The 22,591-nt window shown below is 56.7% G+C and carries 18 protein-coding genes; 9 read left to right on the forward strand and 9 right to left on the reverse strand.

Annotated features, from left to right (window positions below):
* Positions 1-339 precede the first annotated feature (339 nt).
* Complete coding sequence (locus IB250_RS20115) at positions 340-5,664, forward strand: ATP-binding protein (protein ID WP_192345345.1); 5,325 nt, start codon at positions 340-342, stop codon at positions 5,662-5,664.
* A gap of 646 nt (positions 5,665-6,310) precedes the next feature.
* Here the strand turns inward: IB250_RS20115 and IB250_RS20120 are convergent.
* The 4 genes from IB250_RS20120 to IB250_RS20135 all read right to left on the reverse strand — a co-directional run bounded on the left by IB250_RS20120 (position 6,311) and on the right by IB250_RS20135 (position 10,317).
* Positions 6,311-6,682 carry a type II toxin-antitoxin system RnlB family antitoxin gene (locus IB250_RS20120; RefSeq protein WP_192345346.1) on the reverse strand — a complete coding sequence of 124 codons (372 nt, stop codon included), beginning with the start codon at positions 6,680-6,682 and terminating at the stop codon, positions 6,311-6,313.
* Positions 6,679-7,716: a type II toxin-antitoxin system RnlA family toxin gene (locus tag IB250_RS20125; RefSeq protein ID WP_192345347.1), complete on the reverse strand. Its 1,038-nt coding sequence runs from the start codon at positions 7,714-7,716 to the stop codon at positions 6,679-6,681. Before IB250_RS20125 ends, IB250_RS20120 begins: the two co-directional genes overlap by 4 nt.
* Positions 7,717-8,485: 769 nt before the next feature.
* Positions 8,486-9,568, reverse strand: a complete 1,083-nt coding sequence (locus IB250_RS20130; RefSeq protein WP_192345348.1) for an endonuclease/exonuclease/phosphatase family protein — start codon at positions 9,566-9,568, stop codon at positions 8,486-8,488.
* Positions 9,569-9,642: 74 nt separating this feature from the next.
* A complete protein-coding gene (locus IB250_RS20135) occupies positions 9,643-10,317 on the reverse strand; it encodes a YciC family protein (protein WP_192345349.1) in 675 nt (224 codons plus the stop codon).
* Between the two features lie 178 nt (positions 10,318-10,495).
* On the opposite strand from IB250_RS20135, the gene IB250_RS20140 reads away from it, so the two are divergent.
* From IB250_RS20140 to IB250_RS20150, 3 genes are all read left to right on the forward strand, one after another.
* Complete coding sequence (locus IB250_RS20140; protein WP_192345350.1) at positions 10,496-11,248, forward strand: DUF2076 domain-containing protein; 753 nt, start codon at positions 10,496-10,498, stop codon at positions 11,246-11,248.
* Between the two features lie 142 nt (positions 11,249-11,390).
* The gene (locus IB250_RS20145) at positions 11,391-11,870 is read left to right on the forward strand and encodes an NYN domain-containing protein (RefSeq protein ID WP_095633876.1); all 480 of its coding nucleotides are present in this window, start codon (positions 11,391-11,393) and stop codon (positions 11,868-11,870) included.
* Between the two features lie 21 nt (positions 11,871-11,891).
* A complete protein-coding gene (locus IB250_RS20150) occupies positions 11,892-12,503 on the forward strand; it encodes a PolC-type DNA polymerase III (RefSeq protein WP_192345351.1) in 612 nt (203 codons plus the stop codon).
* A 173-nt stretch (positions 12,504-12,676) separates the two neighbouring features.
* Here IB250_RS20150 and IB250_RS20155 read toward each other — a convergent pair whose 3' ends face one another.
* Positions 12,677-13,129, reverse strand: coding sequence for an Lrp/AsnC family transcriptional regulator (locus tag IB250_RS20155; protein ID WP_123359120.1), 453 nt, complete (start codon positions 13,127-13,129; stop codon positions 12,677-12,679).
* A 163-nt stretch (positions 13,130-13,292) separates the two neighbouring features.
* Between IB250_RS20155 and yedA the strand changes: the two genes are divergently transcribed.
* Positions 13,293-14,219 (forward strand): drug/metabolite exporter YedA, encoded by a 927-nt coding sequence (yedA, locus tag IB250_RS20160; RefSeq protein WP_123498607.1) that lies wholly within the window; start codon positions 13,293-13,295, stop codon positions 14,217-14,219.
* A 78-nt stretch (positions 14,220-14,297) separates the two neighbouring features.
* Positions 14,298-15,632, forward strand: coding sequence for a DEAD/DEAH box helicase (locus IB250_RS20165; RefSeq protein ID WP_192345352.1), 1,335 nt, complete (start codon positions 14,298-14,300; stop codon positions 15,630-15,632).
* A gap of 96 nt (positions 15,633-15,728) precedes the next feature.
* Here the strand turns inward: IB250_RS20165 and IB250_RS20170 are convergent, their stop codons facing one another.
* Positions 15,729-16,970 carry a TIGR03862 family flavoprotein gene (locus tag IB250_RS20170; RefSeq protein WP_192345353.1) on the reverse strand — a complete coding sequence of 414 codons (1,242 nt, stop codon included), beginning with the start codon at positions 16,968-16,970 and terminating at the stop codon, positions 15,729-15,731.
* A gap of 281 nt (positions 16,971-17,251) precedes the next feature.
* Positions 17,252-18,172 carry a histone deacetylase gene (locus tag IB250_RS20175; protein WP_008070042.1) on the reverse strand — a complete coding sequence of 307 codons (921 nt, stop codon included), beginning with the start codon at positions 18,170-18,172 and terminating at the stop codon, positions 17,252-17,254.
* 90 nt (positions 18,173-18,262) lie between these two features.
* Between IB250_RS20175 and IB250_RS20180 the strand changes: the two genes are divergently transcribed.
* The 3 genes from IB250_RS20180 to IB250_RS20190 all read left to right on the forward strand — a co-directional run bounded on the left by IB250_RS20180 (position 18,263) and on the right by IB250_RS20190 (position 20,397).
* Positions 18,263-18,832 (forward strand): GNAT family N-acetyltransferase, encoded by a 570-nt coding sequence (locus IB250_RS20180; protein WP_192345354.1) that lies wholly within the window; start codon positions 18,263-18,265, stop codon positions 18,830-18,832.
* A gap of 105 nt (positions 18,833-18,937) precedes the next feature.
* Positions 18,938-19,807 carry an acyl-CoA thioesterase II gene (tesB, locus tag IB250_RS20185; protein ID WP_123498615.1) on the forward strand — a complete coding sequence of 290 codons (870 nt, stop codon included), beginning with the start codon at positions 18,938-18,940 and terminating at the stop codon, positions 19,805-19,807.
* Positions 19,804-20,397, forward strand: a complete 594-nt coding sequence (locus IB250_RS20190; RefSeq protein WP_192345355.1) for an HAD family hydrolase — start codon at positions 19,804-19,806, stop codon at positions 20,395-20,397. Before tesB ends, IB250_RS20190 begins: the two co-directional genes overlap by 4 nt.
* A 141-nt stretch (positions 20,398-20,538) precedes the next feature.
* On the opposite strand, the gene IB250_RS20195 is transcribed toward IB250_RS20190, so the two are convergent.
* A complete protein-coding gene (locus IB250_RS20195; RefSeq protein ID WP_192345356.1) occupies positions 20,539-21,498 on the reverse strand; it encodes an alpha/beta fold hydrolase in 960 nt (319 codons plus the stop codon).
* Positions 21,498-22,391: a neutral zinc metallopeptidase gene (locus tag IB250_RS20200; protein WP_123498621.1), complete on the reverse strand. Its 894-nt coding sequence runs from the start codon at positions 22,389-22,391 to the stop codon at positions 21,498-21,500. The genes IB250_RS20195 and IB250_RS20200 overlap by 1 nt, the downstream gene beginning before the upstream one ends.
* Positions 22,392-22,591 lie beyond the last annotated feature (200 nt).

Genomic DNA, 22,591 nt, shown 5'->3' on the forward strand with positions numbered 1-22,591 from the left:
TCATCTCAACGGTGATCTATCCAGCACTCACGCCTCGGATTCTATCACTAGAAAGGATCGCACCTTTATACCGCGGCAACCGGTCTAATCATGCAAGGCGTGATGCCCGGACGCATACGGATTTCGTATCGCAGCAAGCCAAGTGTTGGTCGCAGCGTTAGCTCAATACATTGGTTCGCGCAGACTGATTGGGCATCAAGCTTTGAATGGAAGGGGGCACAAAACGTTGTTTGATGTGCTAGTGAATAGCTGATCCATGCTAGGGAGAGGGTTAGCTGTTAAACACTATGTATGTGAAACTCTTGAATTCCCATGGGCGCGGCGAATAAGTGACGAAAAATGACAATAGATGATCAGTTCCCGGAATGTTCTGATGAACCGTCTTCAGCAGGTCAGCCCCAAGGCCAGGCAGCCCCTGCCAGTCCTGAGTTAACGGGTGGAGCGGGCTTCACCTTTGAAGATGGCGTAGTTGCTGTCTACGCCGTGGCGCTTTTGGGAGAAACAACTGCAGCGGGCCTACCTGGCCGTATTGTCAAAAAGATTTCAGTTCAGCAAGGAGCGTTGGGCCACCCCTTGGATGATCTGATCGTCGATGCTGAAGGAGCTGATGATGTGCACATGCGCCTCAGCCTTCAAGTCAAACGGAAGCTGATTATCAGCGGCGCAAAAACCAATCCGGATTTTAGAGAAACAATCCAGCGCGCTCATCTGACTGTGGCATCTGCCGGGTTCCGCAAAGGGCTTGATCGTGTGGGGGCGATCGTTAACGAAATCACAGACGCCAACAAGCGTGTGTTCGAGACGCTTTGTGAGTGGGCACGCGCTGATGCTGAGACGGCCAGTTTTGTAAACAAAGTGATGACTGAGGGGATTGCCGGCGACAAAAAGAAACAGTTCCTTGTCGTAAGGGGGCTCCTTGGAGAACTGGTTGAAAAAGAGATGTTGGATTCAGCCACTCACTGTTTGCTCTCGCACTTTGTTCTGATGCGGTTCGAGATGCTCCACGAGGGTTCCACTACCGAAGCCAATGCGGTGGTAAGTCTCGCCGGTAGCCTTAATCCTGCTGAGCATTTTCGTGTAGATGACCTGTGGAGACGCTTGCTTGCGTTGGTGCGCATTTCGGAGGGTGTGGCCGCTTCGTTTGATCGAAAAACTCTGATAGCGAGGCTGAACGGTGCGTTTCGACTGAGGGCCGCGCCATCTTTTCGAATTGCAACGTCGCGCATTGCAGAAGAGTCGAGCCTGGCTGCCTCAGAAATTATCAATACCATTGCGGGGGTAAGTATCCCGCGGGAGCGTTTTGTTCAGCAGAGCCACGTAGCCTTGGAGCGAGGTGCTTTCGTTCTGATCGGTGGTCTGCCTGGGGCAGGTAAGTCCGTTGTGCTAAGGGCTCTCGTTGAGGACGCGCTATTAGCTGGGCCTGCTCTTTTTCTTAAAGCGGACCGCATCAGTGGTGCGTCGTGGGCGCAGTACGCCGTCGCCAGTGGCATTGGAAACCATGCGCTGGAAGATCTGCTGGTCGAGCTTTCTGCAGTAGGGACGGCGACTTTATTTATCGACGGTATTGATCGAGTTGAGGTGGGAGGGCGTCGAGTTTTACTGGACATTTTCAACACCATCCTCGCATCACCCCTGTTGAGTTCCTGGAAGGTGGTTGCCACTGTTAGAGATACCGGCATGGAGCCGGTGCGAACCTGGCTGCCAAGGGCGCTATTCGACAGAGGGGTTCAGGTGCTTGATGTTGACGAATTCAACGATGACGAAGCCCACTTATTAGCTAGCGCTCAACCTGCTCTCAGGTCGCTGCTGTTCGGCAGTGAGCAAGTTAAAGCGATCGTTCGCCGTCCATTTTTTGCTGGCATTCTCATTATGAGAAACAGCGCAGATGATAGCTCTCCTCGGTCCGAGGTGGAACTCGCTACGAGATGGTGGGCGAATGGCGGGTACGGCGCCGAAGCGGCGCGTGCTGGCCAACGGCGCAATGCACTGGTGCAGCTTGCGCGTGCAGGAGCAAGCAAACTTGGTCGATCCATACCTTCGCTTGATCTCGATCCGCAAGCGCTTGCCGAGCTTGAGGCCGACGGTATCGTGCGACCTGTCCGTGCTGGTCAAACAGTGCGATTCGTCCATGATATTTACTTTGAATGGGCGTTTCTTCAGTACCTCATTTCGAAGGAAGGGGATTGGGTGACCGTCATTCAAGAAGTGGGAGAACCACCTGTTCTGGGGCGGGTGGTAGAGCTGTTATCTCAGTCGGAACTTCGGGATGGCGAGGCCTGGGGAACCTATCTGCACCAGTTGGAAGCAACAGAGGGCATCCGATCACAGTGGTTGCGGGCCTGGATGCTGGGGCCTTTTGGACTTCCTACGTTCGCAACGCATCAAGCGGCCTATAGCAGGGTGTTGTTGGCTGATGAGGCTCAAAGAGTTACGAAGCTAGCGGTCTGGTTTCAAGCCGAAAAGACCAAGCCCAATCCCATGGCCTTCAGTATGGAACTGTTCCCGGATCTGGATATGGCTGATCGGCTACTGGCAGCTGATCTGATGGCATTCCCGTCTGATTTCAGTTCGTGGCGCTGCTTCTGTCAGTGGTTGATGGGCGTTGTGGGTAATCTTCCTGCTTCGATTCGTCCAGATTTAACTTCCGTTTTCGAGGTATGGCAAAACGCTTTACTGCATGTGCCAAACGTTGTGTCAGCAGCCATCATCTCCCAAGTGGACGTCTGGCTTGCTGATGTTGAGATTTACAATCACTCACGACAACGACGTGCGGAAGATAGTCCTTGGGAGTGCCTGAAGCGTGATGAGGCGAGAGAACTCGAGTCGAGGCTGCGCAAAATGCTTCTGCAAGCAAGCAAAACCTATCCCGAGTTCGCGAGAGAATATTTGAGTCGTTGGGAAGCAGAAGATGATGAGGTGCCGGCAGCAGTCAGTAATGCGGTTTTCTCATTTGCGCCAAGACTAAGTGTCATTTGCCCTGATCAACTGGCTGCTTTTACGTTACGAGTTCTGCTCGAACCTCTACCTGATGAAGTCGTACGCCGTTCTGAGGAGTCTGGCGAGTACTGGAGGGCCGGGCATACTGCTAATAACTGGCGGACGTTATGTATCGCTGACCACCGTAGTTTTTTCCCGAGCGCGCCGACCAGAGAACCGTTCCACTCGATGTTTTCCATGGCGCCAGCGTCAGCTTTGGCGTTAGTCGGTCAACTTATAAATCATGCCACGCAGGCGTGGCGTCAACTTCAGTGCTTGCCCCATGAGGAATGTCGTACCCCCATCCCCGTTTCACTTAGCTTTCCCTGGGGAGATCAAGTGTTTTGGGGAACAGAGCGAGAGTACGCATTGGTAAAAGGCGGGACAGGGTCGTACGTTTTAGGTACAGGGTTGATGGCGCTTGAGGCATGGGCATTTACGCAGCTGAAGGCTGGAAAAGCCGTGGATGATGTCCTTAGAGATGTTTTGAAAGGCCACCAAAGCGTTGCTGTATTGGCTATTGCAGTGGCAATTGTTCTTGAAACTCAACATTTCTCCGAAAGTAGTTTTCCTCTTTTGGCGAATCAGCGGCTCTGGTACTGGGACATCAAGTCGAAGGTGTCTGGAGGCGCTAATCTAATCGGGTTTCGAGGGACGGATCGAGAGCACTCAAAGGCAGTGCAAGCGATGAATGCGCGGCCATGCCTTAAGCAAGAACTGCGGTCAATTGCTTCCATGCACGTGCTTGGTGAGAGCGAATTGAGTCTGCGTCTCTCCGGGGCAATCAAGGCATTTCCTGCGGATCTGTCATTTGACTATGAGGAAGAACGTTCAAACCCTGCTGTGGTGGAAAGCTTAAAACGCAGAGCAGTGCTTTGGGCCGAGATCGGAAAGATAGAAAACTATACTGCCCATCGTAGTGAGGACGGTTCTGCGATTGTCGTGCAGCATGTCAATCCAAAGGCGAAGGGCACCGAAATCGAATCACTCAGCCGCCAGCGTTCGGAAATGATGGGGCGTTTCGAACTGCTCCTTTGGGTAGACAAGTTTCTAGAAAGCCGACAGAACGGTGCTATAAGTGTTGAGCAAGCCATAGAGCGGGCAAAGCAGCTGGACTCGGAGACTTTGTTCGCCGCCGTCGCAGACTTCACATCTACTGAGTTTCAGCAGCAAGGCGCCATTGCCGGTGTAGCAGCAGTGGTCTTGATACAAGGTCAGGCGAATGCTGCCGACCTTGACTGGGCAATTGATGTTTGTTCGCGGGTCCTCCAGATGCCTATGTCTATGCTGGGCCTACCCCGAAGCTCGAAACTGCTCCACCATCCTGTGCTCTATACCGTTCACGCCCTAGGTGCGCTATTGCATGATCCGTCATTCCAAGCTGACGCTCAGGTGTGCCTTATCCAGCTCATGGCTCACCCGTTTGAAGAAATAGGGCTTGAGGCCTTGGGGGCGATGTTACGCGCTGACGAGGCGTGTCCAGGCGGCGCTTGGCTGGCGTTGAGTCTCGCCATTTCGTTATCGATGGTCAGACCTTCTCACGGTGGTAGTTCGGAGGACCAGGCTCGTTACCATGCGGAGATTTCGTCTGCCGTTGATGATGCTCTACAGCAAATGGAATCGAAAGTACCTGCGGCTTTGCCGGAAATGCCGCCTGCATGGTTGCAGCTTGATGTGCCAAAGGTTAGACGAGTTAATACATTCAGCCTGCTCAACACAAAGCCTCGCACAGTAACGGTGGAATGGGAGTACCCGCCTATTGAGCCGGATAGCGAATGGCTTTCAAAGGTGCTTGAGCTCGTACCGATTTCGACATTCATGGCCGACACCGTGACCAGGGATTTGCTTCTCACGTGGTGTGATTCGCTCGTCCTCTGGACCGGTGAACGCCTTTGTCCCAACTGGTCACGTGGTGCAGGCAGCCAAGATTTTAAGGCGAAATCTTACGATTATTTCGAATGGCGAAACGGGTTGTATCTATTCCTCGCTCGTATCTCGATGAGCCTTGACCCTGAGGTAAGTTATCGTCGCTTTATCGCCCCGATGGTGGCGAAGGATGACGAAACGTTCTGTACGCTGCTGCAGTGTTTTGTTGATTACTTAGTCAATAAAATCAGGAGTGAGCCAACTGTTCCGACAATGGCTTTACCGTTACTTGAGAAAATCGTTTCTCGGATTCTAGAATGCGCAGATTGGAAAAGTGCGGTGTGGAGTGACGGACGCTTACACTGTTCGGAGCTTGAACAAATGATTAGGGCTCTCTTTTTTGTCGATATCAAGAAATCACAAAATGCATCCAGGTTTACCAATGGCGATTGGAGCGATGTTGCACTGATTCTGGCGTTGACTGACCCGTTATTGGCGCATCATGGAAGGATACCGTTAGTAGCTTCCTCGTTTGTGACCCGCTGCGAGCGGAACTTTGACACCTATCCTATTGAGCATTTTGTGACTCACCTTGGCCATGTGCTCGGTCGAACTGACGGGATGCCACCCGGTTGGCGTGGTACAACGCTTCCAGCACGGCTAGCAGGCCTGATTCAGCGATTCTCAGAGCGGACTCAACCTATTCCTGTGTCTGTGGCCCAGGTACTATTAAGTGGACTGGATACGCTGGTAGATCTAGGTGATCGGCGAGCCGCAGCTGTTCAGATCAGCGAGGTCTTCAAGGATGTTAGATCAGGCTGACTACGGGGCTGATTCATGTTGATAGGGCTATGGTGTGATTATGGTAACCGTTCGGTCACCCCCCTCCAGCGGGCATAAGTATGCTGCGGGATGCAGACATTAAAGTCGTTGCCGGCTTATTGGCGGAGGAAGCTGGTGAGGACTTAGCTGATTTTTTGGTAAGCAAAACCCGGTGGATCGTCGGATCGCAAAGATCAGTAAATCCTTGGCGTCTCAGCGCATGGTTGGATGCCCGGACGGTAACGATCGAATAAAAAGTTTTGTAAATAGAGCGTTGATGTCGCGAAGAAGCTCAACTAACTTGCTCGATTTTGTGCGAATCCTATCTTCGATGAGCCTTATATTTGGGGCAAGGAATTCATGCGTAAAATCCGAGAGGTACTACGCCTAAAGTTCGACGCCTGTGAGCCGTGAGGGCGCGCGCGATGAGGTTTATATGGGACTGGACAAAAACGTTCACCGATGGAGTGAACCGTATTTTCTCTACCGGCTTTATCAGTATGACGTTTTGATTTGCGTTCTGAGAGTGTACTCAGTTAAGCGTGACTGTATTGCTCGGATAATAAGTGGAGTTTTGGGCGATGGGAAGAGAGCTGAGCTGCAGGATGGAGGTGATACGAATGCACAAAAGCTGTGCTGATATCGCTTAAAGTGGAATACCTTCTTTTATAGCGTATTTCATAGCGCTTGATAAAAGTATGTGGTTTATTTCTTTTGAGTGATTTTTTAAGTGTGGCGCTGATAGCTGGGAATAAGTGGAGTAGGAGTTTTGCTCAGATTTAAAGTTGTGATCAGCAAATTTACTGCCGTTGAAGAAGGCAGAAAAAAATCTATTTCTCTTGTTGCCATGACTCACGAGAAGATCGAATACAACTAATCCATGAATATTGAATTCGGTTAGCTTTTTTTCGACATCATGTAGGTGTTCAAGTGGGCTCTCAATATCGGCAGCAAGGACAAGCGCCGATATTTCACAACTCTCACTTGGGTGGCCTTCGACCAAAAAGATATTTCTCACAATGAAAGTCTCCTGCTGCCGGTTTCGATCAACTCGCAAACTCTATTGCAAATACTTCGAGCATTTTCGAATGAAATCGTTCTGGTGGCGGCGAGAACTGTGCTCATATGAAACGTCCCATGACGCTCTGCGTGCCAATAAGTGTAGCACTCCCCAGCTACCATTGCCGTGACTTCACCGCAGACCTCCGCGTGCAGGGCCGTCAAACCATATGTTCCGTCTGGCTTCCTCTCAAAATACTCTCCCATTTTTGAGGAGTTTTCCGGTTTGAAGTTCCCTGAAAGCACCTCAAAAAGGTAACCTTCCAGAGCGCGAAGCGCCGGAAATGAGATAGCGCTGTAGTCCTCAAGCTCAATGTCAATTTTGCTGAGAGCTAATGAGCATGCCAGCTGCTTTCTAACTTGCTCATGAATTGAGTCGTGAGATACTGGGATTTTATCTAAAAGCTCGGCGCTAATTTGCTCTTTCGTAATAGGGATCTTAAACGTGTCGATCTGCTGAGTGAGCAGGTCTTGGACGCTTAAAACATTGCAAAGGAAGTCATTAATCAAAATGGCTGTGCTTAAGTATCTACCCTGAAATTGCACAGATTTATTTTTGAACTTCTTAATCCTAACCTTGTCTCCATGCGCGCCAACCACAGCGAAAACTTTGCAATGAGCTTCCTCATTCAGCTCTTCAATGTTCACTCTTTCGGATTCTAGAAAGCTGAACAACCCCGTAAGTTCGTCATCTTCCAGCTTGGTCGTAAACTCAAGCCTTATTTGATTACTAACGCAGCACTCATTTTTCACGGCCTCGGCAAATTTATCAAAATGAGCAGTCAGGCCTGTGGATTTGCCAATGGTATACAAACCACCAATCTTTGGAAAAAGTTTTAGCATCGTGCGGTCATTTTCAAATACGAAGCTAAATTTGAGTTCGCGCGCATTCCTTTCATCAAATACGATTTCTGTGGCCCCAGCGGTCAGTAGGCACCCTTCGACCTTCGTCATGTCCAAGTGTAGGTCTTGATAGGGGTTCTTACTGGCCATCAGTTCGTCCTTGATTCGATCATTTCGAGCGATTGAATTTGCAAAGCCGTCGATTATCCGTTTTGTGACCTGATGGCGCAATGCCTCCTGTCGGAGAGCTGCTTCCTAGGTGGAGTGTTCATCTCTTTCAAAAGCCGCCGCCCCTTGACGATGGTGCACCGCTCAGAATCTGAAGAAGATACTCCTGGCAGGATAATTGATCGCGCCGAACGAGTTTTATCACGCCGTCTGAAGCAGTTTCGAGTGCCCGGCCGCTTCGCTGGTGCATTCGGCACGATTCGGGCCGGGACATCAACGAGCTTTTACTGCCAATGCCTAAATTGCGAGGCAACTCGGTCGCTCAAAGCAAGCGTGAAAAGGACGACTTTTTTTCCCTGCGACCGAAAGATGTCAATCTATGCCGCAGGTCAAGCGAGGGTGCGAACAGAGCGGTTGTCAATGTTGACTATTTGGGGGTGCGATTCTGTCAATCAGATATCACAGGATTGACAGTCAACGGCCAGCAACCGTTTCGGGCGGTATCCCCTCAATTTCCGGTCGGTCTACGGTGTCAATCTCAGGTCGCGCTAGGTGATACAGTTGACTACTGGCCGGATGATCCACTGGTGGCCGAGGCGACGGCGCGGATCAAACCGCGTAAGTAGTCAGTGGCATCAATGGTGCGGCATTCGCGAGCAAGCCCGCTCCCACATTAGATCTTCAGTGAATACAGCATTTGTGTACCACCGAGATCCAGTGTGGGAGCGGGCTTGCTCGCGAAGCTTTTGACCTAAGGCGCTGCCGGCAACAGAAACCGCGCAATCACCGGCAAGTGATCGGAAATGCGCAACGTATCGTCCTGCCTCACCCTCGCCTGGACCCGTTTGAGGTGCGGGCTGTAAAACAGGTAGTCGACGGTCCGGTCCGGGCCGTTCAAGCCCGGGTCATTCGGGTAGTGGGTCAGCCATTGTGCCCGGTCGATACCGCTGGCTTCGTTGTTGGTGGGGATCATCGGGTATTTGTCCCACAGCACATGCAGCGCGCTGTCGGCGGAGTAGGGCGTGCGTTGCTCGGTGGGTAAGCGTCGGTACTGGCCCAACGGCAACAGGTTGAAGTCACCACCGATCAGCCACGGCATGCCGCGGCTTTCATATTTGTCGAGGACCTTGGCCACGGCTGTCACCTGGCGTTGCAAGGTTTCGTCGAGCGGGGGCGTGGCACGTTCCAGATGGGTATTGAACACGGCCATTTGGCCGCCATTGCTCAATGGCAGGTGAGTGACCAGCAAGGCGTTTTTCGGCTTGAACTGACGGTTGATGAAATTGGCCGGTGCGACCGGTAATTGCAGGCGTTCGGCGTGTTCGATCTGGTAGCGGCTCAGGGTTGCCAATTGCCGGCCAACGCTGCCGTAGATGGGCGGTTCAGGCACGAAGTCGGCTTTCCAGTCGAAGGCTTGAGCGCTGCAGGGATACAGGTCAGTGACTCGATCCTGAAGCAATTTGAACTGGTTCTGGTAGTCACTGGCCTTGGCGCCGTCATCGAGTTCCTGCAACAGCACGATGTCCGGTTGCTCGTCGCGAATCACCCGCGCCACTTCGTCGAGGCTGAAGGCCATGTCTTCAGGCGTAGGGCGCTCGTCGTTCCCTGCGGTCAGGTCATTCCAGAACACATAGCGCTTGCCCGCCAGGTACTGGACGTTCCAGGTCATCACCTTCAGCGCCTGGCCGGGCACCAGCGTCGGCGCCTGGGCGTTGCAACTGACCGGCAGCGCTTCCTTGGCCTGGGGGCGCCAGGTCAGGCTGTAGATCAGCAAAGCAATCAGGCCAATGGCAATCAGCACGCAAAGCAGGGTGTAGCGCAGTAGACGGGTCATGGCTCGGCTTATAGCGTTACAAAATTGATCCCGAGCATAACCGAGAGCAGCGCCCAAGCCCAAGGGTAGAGCGCTCAGAGCGCTCCGTCAGCTTTCTCCGGTGCATCGCTAATCAGCATGAACAAACGGAACACCACCACGCTGGTGAACAGCTGCAGAAAGCTATGGGCGCTGTCGATCAGCAGCGAGATCACCGGGTTCTGCGGATCAGGGTAAACCGCCAGTGTCGCACCCTTGAGCACCCACAACGGCCCCATCACGCACAGAATGCACACCAGAATGCGCAGGAAATTCCCGCGGGTCAGGCGCAGGCTTTCCTTCATCGCCGCCAGCGGTGCCAGGCCGCGCAGCACCAGCAGGTACTCGCCGAACGCCAGTGTCACCATCAACCAGATCCCCGGCAGGAAATACAGCGACAGGCCGATCAGAATCAGCAGGGTATTGAGGGCGGTCAGCACGGCGAAACGCGGCCACAGGGTTGCAGAGGTCGCCAGCAAGTCGCGGGTGCGCGGCGTTTCGCCACGGCTGCGGGCATCGAGAAACAGGATCAGCGCGGCGGTGTATAGAGGATACACCAGCAGGCCGACAATCACACTGATGCCGGGGAAACTGTCCGGCTCCGTGGAGTGGTCGACCACTTGTTGCAGCAGCGCCTCGACAATCACCAGCGGCAGGCACAGCTGCACGATCTGGCGCAAATTGCGCTTGAAGAAATACAGAGAGTCACGCAGTACATCGAACGGATTCATCAGTCGGTATCGCAGGTCGAAAGCAGGTGCCTCACTTTAACCGATGAACCCCTTTGGGGCGCAAACGTAAACGTTCGGTAAAGGTCATTGAAACATCCTGTATCAGCCCCATTACTGGTGAGCACCTTGTCCACCGTGGATGAGGGCGACGATATTCCCGGCAATCTATGAGGTCGCCATGAACAGCGAAGAACAAACCCTGATCGATGGACTGTTTTCCCGGCTGCAACAGGCCGAAACGGATTCAGCCCCGCGCGACGCCCAAGCCGAAGCACGGATCAAGGAACACCTGACTCGCCAGCCAGCGGCGGGCTATTTCATGACCCAGGCGATTCTGGTGCAAGAGGCTGCCATCAAGAGCCTCGACGAACAGAACAAGCAACTCACTCAACAAATCCAGCAATTGCAGGCTGAACTGCAATCGGCCAAGGCTCAGACGACGGCACCGGCGCCGAGCAGCGGTGGCTTTTTGTCGAGCATCTTCGGTAGTGGATCTCGTGATCCACAACCTGCGCCGACTCAAAGCGCAATCCCGTCGAATGGCGGCTGGCGTGAACCGGGGCGGCCGTCATTCAACTCGCAGCCGCCACAGCAAAACTTCGGTGCCGCACCGCAGCAAAACTACGCACCACAACAGGCCGCCGGTAGCAGTTTCCTCGGTGGTGCATTAAAAACCGCAGCGGGCGTGGCCGGTGGTGTGATGCTGGCGCAGGGCATCAGCAGTCTGTTTCAGCATCATCAGCAGCCGGAAGTGGTTGAAGTCATCAAGGAAGAGCCGGCTCAGGTCAACGATCAGAGCGACAGCGGCAATGGCTGGGGCGACGATCAGCGTGTGGCTGAAAATTCCAGCGATCAAGGCGGATACGCCGACGCCGACTATAACGATGACAGCTCATCGTTCTTCGGTGGCGACGACGATTCCTTCGTCTGATACATCTGTGGCGAGGGAGCTTGCTCCCTCACCACATGGCCGATTATTCGCGGAACAATCCTTCGGGCTGGCATACTGGGCAACTTTTCGGGCCCTGGTGCCTGATCCTGCCCGCGCTTCGGCACGCCAAAGAGGATGTACGGTGAAAAAAATCGCAGTGTTCGCCGATGTCCAGAACCTCTATTACACCGTGCGTCAGGCTTATGGTTGCCACTTCAACTACGCTGCGCTGTGGGCTGACGTCAGTAAAGAAGGGCAGATCGTCGAGGCCTATGCCTATGCGATCGATCGTGGCGACAGCAAGCAGCAGCAGTTTCAGCAGATCCTGCGCAATCTCGGTTTCATTGTGAAGCTCAAACCCTACATCCAGCGCAGCGACGGTTCGGCCAAAGGTGACTGGGACGTGGGCATCACCCTCGACATCATGGACGCCGCCGACCATGTCGACGAAATCGTGCTGGCCTCCGGTGACGGCGATTTCGATATGTTGCTCGAGCGCATCATCAGCAAGCACGGCGTGCAAGCGGTGGCCTATGGCGTGCCCGGTCTCACGGCCAATTCGCTGATCCGCGCTGCCAGCCGTTACGTGCCGATCGAAGGCGCGTTGCTGCTCAAGAATTGATTTTATGGAGTTGAAACAGGTTTGGAACGCATAGCAGTCATCGACTTTGAAACCACCGGACTCTCCCCGAACAGCAGCTGCCGGGCCACGGAAATTGCCGTGGTGATTCTTGAACAGGGGCGCATCGTCGAGCGTTACCAAAGCCTGATGAACGCTGGCGTGCGGGTGCCGGCTTTTATTGAGCAACTCACCGGCATCAGCAACGCCATGCTGCGCACCGCGCCCTCGGCCGAGCAGGTGATGAATGAGGTCAATGAATTCGTTGGCATCACACCGCTGCTGGCGCACAACGCTGCATTCGACCAGAAGTTCTGGGACTACGAACTCGGGCGAATCAAACGCACACGCTTGCAGAACTTTGCCTGCTCGCTGTTACTCGCCCGCCGCCTGATGCCCGCCGCGCCGGACCACAAACTCGGCACCCTCACCACTTTCGCCAGCTTGCCCAATACCGGAAAGGCTCACCGGGCCATGGCCGATGCGGAAATGGCGGCCAACCTGACGGCGCACTTGGCTGAAGAGTTGCGGCGCAAGCATGGGTTGCGGGAGTTGTCCCATGATTTGCTGTGCAGCTTGCAGAAAGTGCCGGCGGCGAAGATCAATGAGCATTTGAAGCGGTATCGTGGGTTCTGACAGAAACACCGCTGATGTCCCGATCTGGCCCCAAAATTGATTGGTGTCCAACTTTTTGAGTGCAGATTCTCTTGTAGGAGCTGTCGAGTGAAACGAGGCTGCGATCTTTTGATCTTGATCTTAAAAGTCAAAAGATCGCAGCCTCGTTTCACTCGACAGCTCCTACAGAAGAACTATTTGCCATTCCCCTCCAACTGCCCCAACGGCACGCGCTTCTCGATGGCGCTGGACAGCACGATCGAGGTCTTGCTGAACCCGAACGTGGCGATCCGGTTGATCAACTCTTCCAGCTCCGGCATCGAGCCCACCGCCGCTTGCATGATCACGCACGGGTCGCCGGTGACGCGGTGGCATTCGGTGAGCTGTGGGATTTTGATCAGTTCGTCGTAGGTTTTCTGGTTGCCGTGCTGGTTCAGGCGCAGTTCGATGACGCACTGGATCGGCAGGCCGAGTTTGGCCATGTCGACTTTCGCCTGGTAGCCGGTGATCACCCCGCAGGCCTCAAGTTTGGCCACGCGCTCGGCCACCGCCGGAGCGGACAGGTTCACCTTGCGCGCCAGTTCGGCGTAGGACGCACGACCGTTTTCCAACAGGGCGCTGAGGAGCATGCGGTCGTATTTGTCCATCATGGCATTCCTGAAAAAAGACTGACTTTCGAAAACACGGTTTATAGCGCTGAACTCCGTGTTTTGAAAAGTGTACCGGCGCTATAAACAGGTTTTGTAACTTATTTTCCGCCGCCGGCCTTTCTAGAATAGCGGCTCTCTTTGTCTTGTTCTCGAGCTGCCCATGCCTGGCATACGCCGTTTTTCCTTACCGCTGATCGCTGCTTTTTTCGCGCTGTACGTGATTTGGGGGTCGACCTACCTGGTGATTCGAATCGGCGTGCAGTACTGGCCGCCGTTACTGCTCGCCGGTATTCGTTTCGTGATCGCCGGTACGTTGATGTACGCGTTCCTGCGCTGGCGCGGGGCACCTGCACCAACGTGGGCGCAGTGGAAAGCGGCGGGGATCATCGGGATTTTGCTGCTCACGTGCGGTAACGGTGCGGTGAGCGTCGCCGAGCATACAGGCGTGGCCTCCGGCGTTGCCGCGTTGGCGGTGGCGACGGTGCCACTGTTCACTTTGTTGTGTGGATATTTCTGGGGCGCGCGTAATACCCGTCTCGAATGGGCGGGGATTGTGCTCGGGCTGATCGGTATCGCCATGCTCAACCTCGGTTCCAATCTGCAATCGAGCCCGTTGGGTGCGGCATTGCTGGTGTTCGCGGCAGCGTCCTGGGCGTTCGGTTCGGTGTGGAGCAAACACTTGCCGTTGCCACAAGGCGCGATGGCCAGTGCCGTGGAAATGCTGGTGGGCGGCGTGGTGTTGTTGATCGGCAGCGCGGTGAGCGGTGAGCATCTGGAGGCTATGCCGCCGATCGAAGGTTGGGCCGCATTGGCCTATCTGACGTTCTTCGGTTCGATCATCGCCTTCAACGCGTACATGTACCTGCTGAAACACGTGCGTCCGGCAGCGGCCACCAGTTATGCCTACGTCAACCCGGCGGTGGCGGTGTTGCTGGGTATCGTATTTGTTGGCGAGACCATTGGTATTGAAGAAGCGCTGGCCATGACAGTGATCATCAGTGCCGTGGTGCTGATCGGGTTGCCGCAGTGGCGCCGAGGTGCAGATCGGCCTGGCGTAGTGGTGCCGACAGAATCCCGCGCGAATTAGGGTAAACTGCGCGCCATTGCATCTTGTTTTGCACACTTGTTTTGAAAAACCCGCGCTGAATTTTCCTACGGTACTCCCATGACTTTCGCCACCCTTGGCCTGATCGAACCTTTGCAGCGCGCTCTCGAGACGCTCGGCTACCAGACCCCTACGCCGGTCCAGGCGCAAGCCATTCCGGCGGTGCTGGCCGGTCGCGACCTGATGGCCGCCGCCCAGACCGGCACCGGCAAAACCGCCGGTTTCGCCCTGCCGCTGCTGCAATTGCTGGCCATGGAAGGGCCGAAAGTCAGCGCCAACTCCGTGCGCGCATTGATCCTGGTGCCAACCCGCGAGCTGGCCGAACAGGTTCACGAAGCCGTGCGCCAGTACGCCGAGAACCTGCCGTTGAGCACGTACGCGGTGTACGGCGGCGTCAGCATCAACCCGCAAATGATGAAGCTGCGCAAGGGCGTCGACCTGTTGGTGGCGACTCCGGGCCGCTTGCTCGACCTGTTCCGCCAGAACGCGCTCAAGTTCAACCAGTTGCAAACCCTGGTGCTGGACGAAGCCGATCGCATGCTCGATCTGGGCTTTTCTGAGGAGCTGGGGAACATTTACCGCGTATTGCCGAAGAAACGTCAGACGTTGTTATTCTCTGCCACATTCTCCGATGCGATCCGCCTGCTGGCCGGGCAAATGCTCAACGACCCGCTGAGCATCGAAGTCAGCCCGCGCAACGTCGCTGCCAACACCGTCAAGCAGTGGGTGGTGACGGTGGACAAGAAGCGTAAGCCTGAGCTGTTCATTCACTTGATGCGCAAGGGCAAGTGGAAGCAGGTGCTGGTGTTCGCCAAGACCCGTAACGGCGTAGACGCGTTGGTGGAAAAGCTCCAGGGCCTGGGCATCAATGCCGACGGCATCCACGGCGACAAACCTCAGGCGACCCGTCAGCGGGCACTGGATCGTTTCAAGGCCAGTGAAGTGCAGATACTTGTAGCCACCGACGTTGCCGCCCGTGGCCTGGATATCGAAGATTTGCCATTGGTGGTCAATTTCGACCTGCCGATCGTGGCCGAGGACTACATCCACCGCATCGGTCGCACCGGCCGTGCGGGCGCAACCGGGCAGGCGATTTCGCTGGTGTGTGCTGATGAGGTGAATTTGCTATCGGCCATCGAGACGTTGACCCGTCAGACGTTGACTCGCCAGATGGAGCAGGATTTCGAGCCTGAGCACCGCGTGCCGGATACTGATGCCAGCGGTCAGGTGGTCAAGAAGCCCAAAAAGCCGAAGAAGCCCAAGACCTCCAGTGGCGGCAAGCGCAACCTGGGTAAATGGGTCGAGAGCGGTGATGCTTCGGCGCCGGAGCCTTCGATCAAGCCTGTGCGTAAAGTGCCGGTGTTTAATACCGGGCCGCGCAAGCGTAAGCCTTGATCCTCTGAGGATCACGCCTCAATGGACGCTCTGCGTCCGCTTCGGTAGGGACGCGGAGCGTCCCGGGCTGCATTCCCACGCAGAGCGTGGGAACGATCAGTGTCGGTGTTTCAACCACTCCACCATCCCCATCCCCGCCGCTCGCCCACTGGCGAAACACGCGGTCAGCAGATAGCCGCCGGTCGGCGCTTCCCAATCGAGCATTTCCCCCGCGCAGAACACGCCGGGCAGTTGCTTGAGCATCAAACGTTCATCCATCGACTCGAACATCACGCCCCCTGCGCTGCTGATGGCCTCGTCCAATGGCCGGGTTTTCACCAGCGTCAGCGGCAATGCCTTGATCGCTTTGGCCAGCAATGCCGGATCGGTAAAACAGTCGGCCGGTGTCAGCTCTCGCAACAGCGCCGCTTTCACCCCATCAAGCCCAAGTTGACTGTGCAGGTGTTTGGCCATGGAACGGGAGCCGCGAGGTTTGCTTAGCGCCGCCTGGATTTTATCCACAGGCTTGCCCGGCAACAGGTCGAGGTGAATGGTTGCCGAGCGGTGTTGATTGATCGCTTCGCGGATTGGCGCCGACAGGGCGTAGATCAAACTGCCTTCAATTCCCGTGGCAGTGATCACACATTCCCCGAGTCGCGGTACGTCGTCATTGAGGCCAATGGCGATGTTTTTCAGCGGGCTGCCGGCGAATTTGCTGACCATCAATTCGCTCCAGGCCTGCACCTCGAAGCCGCAATTGCTTGGTTGCAGTGGCGCCAGTCCTACACCGCGCTGTTCCAGCGGCAACATCCAGGCGCCGTCCGAACCGAGGCGCGACCAACTGCCGCCGCCCAGGGCCAGCAGGGTCGCGTCGGCTTGAATGGTTTTTTCACCTTCGGGGCTGTCGATGCGCAAGTCATTGTTGTCATCCCAACCGAGCCAGCGATGGCGGGTGTGGATAACGACGCCGGCATCGCGCAGGCGCTTGAGCCAGGCCCGCAACAGGGGCGCGGCTTTCATGTCGGTAGGAAACACCCGGCCGGAGCTGCCGACAAAGGTTTCGATACCGAGGTCATGAATCCATTGGCACAAGGTGTCGGCGCCGAAGGCTCGCAACAATGGCGCAACCTGCGGTGCCCGTTCGGCATAGCGCGAGAGAAACGCCGGGTAGGCCTCGGAATGGGTGATGTTCATGCCGCCGACCCCGGCGAGGAGGAATTTCCGCCCCACTGAAGGCATGCCGTCGTACAGATCGACCTTGATCCCGGCCTGGCTCAGCACTTCAGCCGCCATCAAACCGGCGGGGCCGCCGCCGATGATGGCGACGTGAGGGGGGAGGGAAGTGGAGGGCTGGGTCATGGAATGCGCTGCGGTATGGCGGAATGAAGCCGGGCATTCTATCAGCCCCGATCAATGTGGGAGCGGGCTTGCTCGCGAAAGCGGTGGGTCAGTCGATATCAATGTTGATTGTTAAATCGCCTTCGCGAGCAAGCCCGCTCCCACATTTGATCTTCGGTGTTTTCAAAGGTGGTTAAAAAACAACCACCGCTCTGTAGCCTACACCCCGCATGGCCTGCAGACCCTTTCACTCAGGTTATCCACAGGCGGTTCCACAGGCATTGTGGGTAAAGACTCACACATCAATGACAACCTGATGACTGCCACACCCGTTGGGCGCTGTGATGGAGGATGCCATGACGGCGTGCCAGGGCTTTGCGGTCTTTGCTGTAGCCGCCGCCGATCACGCCGACCACCGGAATATCCCGGCCCAGGCAATGGCGCATCACGCTTTCATCGCGAGCGGCGACGCCTTCGTCTGTCAGCTTCAGATAACCCAGTGCGTCATCCTTATGCACATCGACACCGGCGTCGTACAGCACCAGGTCCGGTTGGTAGAGCGGCAGCAAATAGTTGAGTGCGTCGTCCACCACTTTCAGGTAATCGGCATCGCCCATGCCCATCGGCAACGGAATGTCCCAATCACTTTCGGCTTTGCGTGCAGGAAAATTCTTTTCGCAGTGCAGGGAAACGGTTATCGCCTCAGGGGTGTTGTGCAGGATTCGTGCAGTCCCGTCACCCTGATGCACATCGCAGTCGAAGATCAGCACCCGGTTCACTCGGCCACTTTCCAGCAGGTAATGGCTGATCACCGCCAGGTCATTGAAGATGCAGAACCCGGCGGGATGATCGTAATGCGCGTGGTGAGTGCCGCCAGCCAGGTGACAGGCCAAACCATGCTCCAGTGCCTGTTCGGCCGCCAGCAGCGAACCGCCGACCGCTCGCACCGTGCGCCGGGCCAGCGCTTCGCTCCAGGGCAAGCCGAGGCGTCGTTGATCTTCGCGGGACAATTCGCCGCCCATGTAGCGTTCGATATATGCAGGGTCATGGGCGAGGGCGAGAATCTCTGGCGGGCAGAGGTCCGGGCGCAGCAAATCGGTGTCGCGGGTCAGCCCACTGTCCACCAGGTGATCGCGCAGCAGGCGAAACTTGTCCATGGGGAAGCGGTGATCCGCCGGGAACTCGGGACTGTAGTCTTCGTGGTAGATCAGTGGCAGGGGCATGGCAGATTTATACAGGAAGGCATGTAGGAATGAGTGAACGATCCTACCAGCGATGTAGACTTGCGGCATGGAAACGGGGGAGAAGGCACGATGGAGCCGATACTGGAACTCGAAAGCGCACGACTGTTGTTACGGCAGTGGCGTGATGAGGATTTGCCGGCGTTTGCGGCGATGTGCGCCGATCCACAAGTGATGCGTTATTTTCCGGCACCCTTGAGTCGACTGGAAAGTGCCTCGTTGATCGGGCGGATTCGCGGGCATTTTGCCGAGCATGGTTTCGGTCTCTGGGCACTGGAGCGCAAGGACACCGGGGCGTTCATCGGGTTTACCGGGCTGGGTGTGGTCGGCTTCGATGCGCCATTTACGCCGGCCATCGAAATCGGCTGGCGCCTGGCGCGCGAGCACTGGGGCCTGGGCTATGCCGGTGAGGCGGCGTGGACCGCTCTGCGCTGCGGGTTTGATCGGTTGGCGCTACAAGAGGTCGTGGCATTCACCACCAAGACCAATCTGCCATCCGAGAAAGTCATGCAAGCGATCGGCATGCACCATGCCCCTTCAGATGACTTCGAGCCCCCGCGGCTCGCAGCCGATCATCCCCTGCGCCCGCACGTGTTGTACCGCATCACCCGTGAGCAATGGCTGCAAACCTTGCATGGATAAGCAGGCGCGGACGTTTACAATGGCCCTCATGTTGAACCGGCCATAAACTGAATCGGCCGCCGCAGCCAAGACTGCGCGGCATTGCGTTGTGTGAGGAGAGTCTGAATGAGCCAAGTGTTGGAAGATCTGGTAGACCTGCTGACCCTGGAACCGATTGAAGAAAACCTGTTCCGTGGCCGCAGCCAGGACCTGGGTTTTCGTCAGTTGTTCGGCGGCCAGGTACTCGGCCAGTCCCTGTCGGCGGCCAGCCAGACCGTCGAGCCGGCGCGCCATGTGCATTCGATGCACGGTTATTTCCTGCGCCCGGGCGATGCCAAATTGCCGGTGGTGTATCAGGTCGATCGGGTGCGCGATGGCGGCAGTTTCAGCACGCGCCGGGTGACGGCGATCCAGAAGGGCCATCCGATTTTCACTTGCAGCGCCTCGTTCCAGTACGACGAAGAAGGCTTCCAGCACCAGACTGAGATGCCGCAAGTAGTCGGCCCGGAAAACTTGCCGTCGGAGCTGGAGCTCACCCAGCAGCGCGCGCACCTGATTCCTGAGCACATGCGCGAAAAACTGCTGTGCCCGAAACCGATCGAAGTCCGGCCGGTGACTGAAAAAGACCCCTACAATCCGCAGCCCGCCGACCCAGTCAAATACGTCTGGTTCCGCGCCGACGGTGCGTTGGCTGACACCCCGGCGCTGCACAAATACCTGCTGGCCTACGCGTCGGACTTCGGTCTGCTGACCACCTCGATGCTGCCCCACGGCAAATCGGTCTGGCAGAAAGACATGCAGGTCGCCAGCCTCGATCACGCCTTGTGGTTCCACGCCGACCTGCGCGCCGATGACTGGTTGCTGTACGCCATGGACAGCCCGTGGGCCGGCAATTCCCGCGGATTCTCCCGTGGCAGCGTGTTCAACCGTGCCGGGCAACTGGTGGCTTCGGTCACTCAGGAAGGCCTGATTCGCCATCGCAAGGATTGGGCATGAGCCTGGCCGAGGTGCGGCACTGGGTGTTCGACATGGACGGCACCTTGACGGTGGCGGTGCATGACTTCGCGGCGATTCGCGTGGCGTTGGCGATTCCCGCCGAACACGACATCCTGACCCACCTCGCTGCGCTGCCGGCCGATGAAGCCGCGGTCAAACATGCGTGGCTGCTGGAGCACGAGCGGGATCTGGCGCTGGGTTCGAAGCCGGCGCCGGGCGCGGTGGAACTGGTGCGTGAGTTGGCCGGGCGCGGTTATCGCCTGGGCATTCTCACGCGCAATGCTCGTGAGCTGGCGCATGTCACGCTAGAGGCTATCGGCCTGGCTGACTGCTTTGCGGAAGAGGATGTCCTGGGCCGCGATGAAGCACCGCCCAAGCCGCATCCTGGCGGTTTACTGAAACTGGCCGAAGCCTGGAAAGTGCCGGCGAGCGAGATGGTGATGGTTGGTGATTACCGCTTCGATCTGGATTGCGGCCGGGCGGCGGGGACGCGGACGGTGCTGGTGAATCTGCCGGATAATCCTTGGCCGGAATTGACGGATTGGCATGCAGCCGATTGCGTGGTGTTGCGGCAGATGCTTTCGGCTTGAGGGATATGTTGTCGGGTTAACCGCTTTCGCGAGCAAGCCCGCTCCCACATTTGATCGGTGTGAACACAGATTTTGTGTACACCAAAATCTACTGTGGGAGCGGGCTTGCTCGCGAAGGGGCACTGCCCGGCCCCGCAACCCTCACTGTCCGAACAACACCTTCTGCCCCTCAGGCGAGGTAAACATCCCATCCCCATTGTGCCCGACCCCAGGCACTTCAATGAGCTGCTGACTCAACCCTTGCGGATGGCGCCGTTTCAGATAATTGAAATAATGGCGCCCACGAATCAATCGAGAAGCACCCTGGGCTTTGGCCTCGCAACTTTTATCCAGCGCCGGATGATTCGGGTCGATGTCCTGCTGCCCGAGTAAATAAACGATGTCACGTTTGACGTAGTTGTCTTCGAGTTGCGCAGGTGTCTGCCCATCGGCATAGGCGGGCAGATCCGCCAGCCCGTATTTCCAGCGATTGAAATTCGGACATTTCGCGTGACTGAACGCCACCGGCCGTTGCTCATTGAAGTAAGCGTACGACGAAGCATTGGCGATCACATAGCGCACCTTCACGCCCTCCGCCTCGAGGGCTGGCTGAGGGTGGCTCAGCAAGGCATAACGTTGAACCACCTGAGCGCCGCCGGAGTGACCGGCGATGACGATTTGCTTCACGTCCGGAAACTGTCGCCGATCACCCAGTCGAGCGATGATTTCGTCGAGCGCCGCATAGGAACTCAGCGTAAACGGCGCGGTGGATAAACCGCCGGCCATCCAGTCGTTGCCTTGCCAGCGTAAAACACTGTCAGGCACCGGTTGGCTCGCGACGTCGGTTTCGTTGAGAAACTGCGGGGCGAGCACCAGGGTGTTCGCGCTTTGCCCGGCTTGCTCGGCAGCGCGTTCGGCGCTTTGGCGATAGGTTTCAGCATCGCGTAATCGACCATGGACGATGATCACTACGCGTTCTATTTTTTCCGGTGTCGGGCCCATGCTCACCGCGATTTCCCCGGCGCTCAACAGCAGGCGCCCGGAACTGATCGCCTTGACCCCTTGCTCGGCAGCCTGGGTGCTTGCGCAGGTGATTAGCAGAGCCAGCAGCCACTTGCGCATCACAGACTCTTCGCCGCGAAGGTGTCGCACTGGCCGACCTGGCCCTGTGCGAACCCGGCCTTGAACCAGCGCACTCGCTGGGCCGAAGTGCCGTGGGTGAAGGAGTCCGGCACCACGCGGCCCTGACCTTGCTGTTGCAAGCGGTCGTCGCCGATGGCGTTGGCGGCGTTCAAGGCTTCTTCGATGTCACCGGGTTCCAGCCAGTTCAGACGTTTTTGCGCATTGTGGGCCCAGACGCCGGCCAGGCAATCGGCCTGCAATTCCTGACGCACCAGCAAACCATTGTCGCCTTCCATCTGCCGGCCCTGTTGGCGAGCGTCCTGAATCTTCGCGGAAACGCCGAGCAGGGTCTGCACGTGGTGCCCGACTTCGTGAGCGATCACGTAGGCCTGGGCGAAGTCGCCGGCGGCGGAAAAGCGTTGGGACATCTCTTGAAAGAAACTCATATCGAGGTAGACCTTCTGGTCAGCCGGGCAATAGAAGGGACCGGTCGCCGAAGTCGCCAGGCCGCAGGCCGAGTTGACGCGGTTGCTGAACAGCACCAGGGTCGGGTCTTTATATTGTCGATCGGCCTGCTGGAAAATCTGGCGCCAGGTGTCTTCGGTATCGCCGAGGATCGAGCGCACGAATTCGGCCCCTTCATCATTGGCCGGTGGCGCCTTGCGGGTTTGGGTGGGGGCCGGGGCGGACTGTTCACTCATTTGCCCGGTCAGTTGGCCGAGGATCTGCAGCGGGTCCTGGCCGGTGATCCAGCCGATTCCGACGATCAACAGGATTGCCGTCAGGCTCAGGCCCTTGCCTCCACCGAAGCGCATTCCACCGCCCCCACCACCGACGTCATCGCCACGGGCATCGACCACGTTGTCGCTGCGTCGGCCTTTTTTCCAAAGCATGGGGGATCCTCTTTTTTACCTGATGAAGGCGCATGGTGATGAGTGTTGCCGGTGAGTAGGTATGGCGCCAGTCCGGTCGTCTGACAGCCCTTGGCGACTGGGGTTCTCCTAAGTGGCGACATTAGCGGTTTCATGGACGGACGGGTACTGCAGGTTCGGTCAAGACGGCTGCCGGACAGGTTCCGGATTTTGCTTCCTTC

The sequence above is a fragment of the Pseudomonas sp. PDM09 genome (assembly GCF_014852305.1).
Taxonomy (GTDB): Bacteria; Pseudomonadota; Gammaproteobacteria; order Pseudomonadales; family Pseudomonadaceae; genus Aquipseudomonas.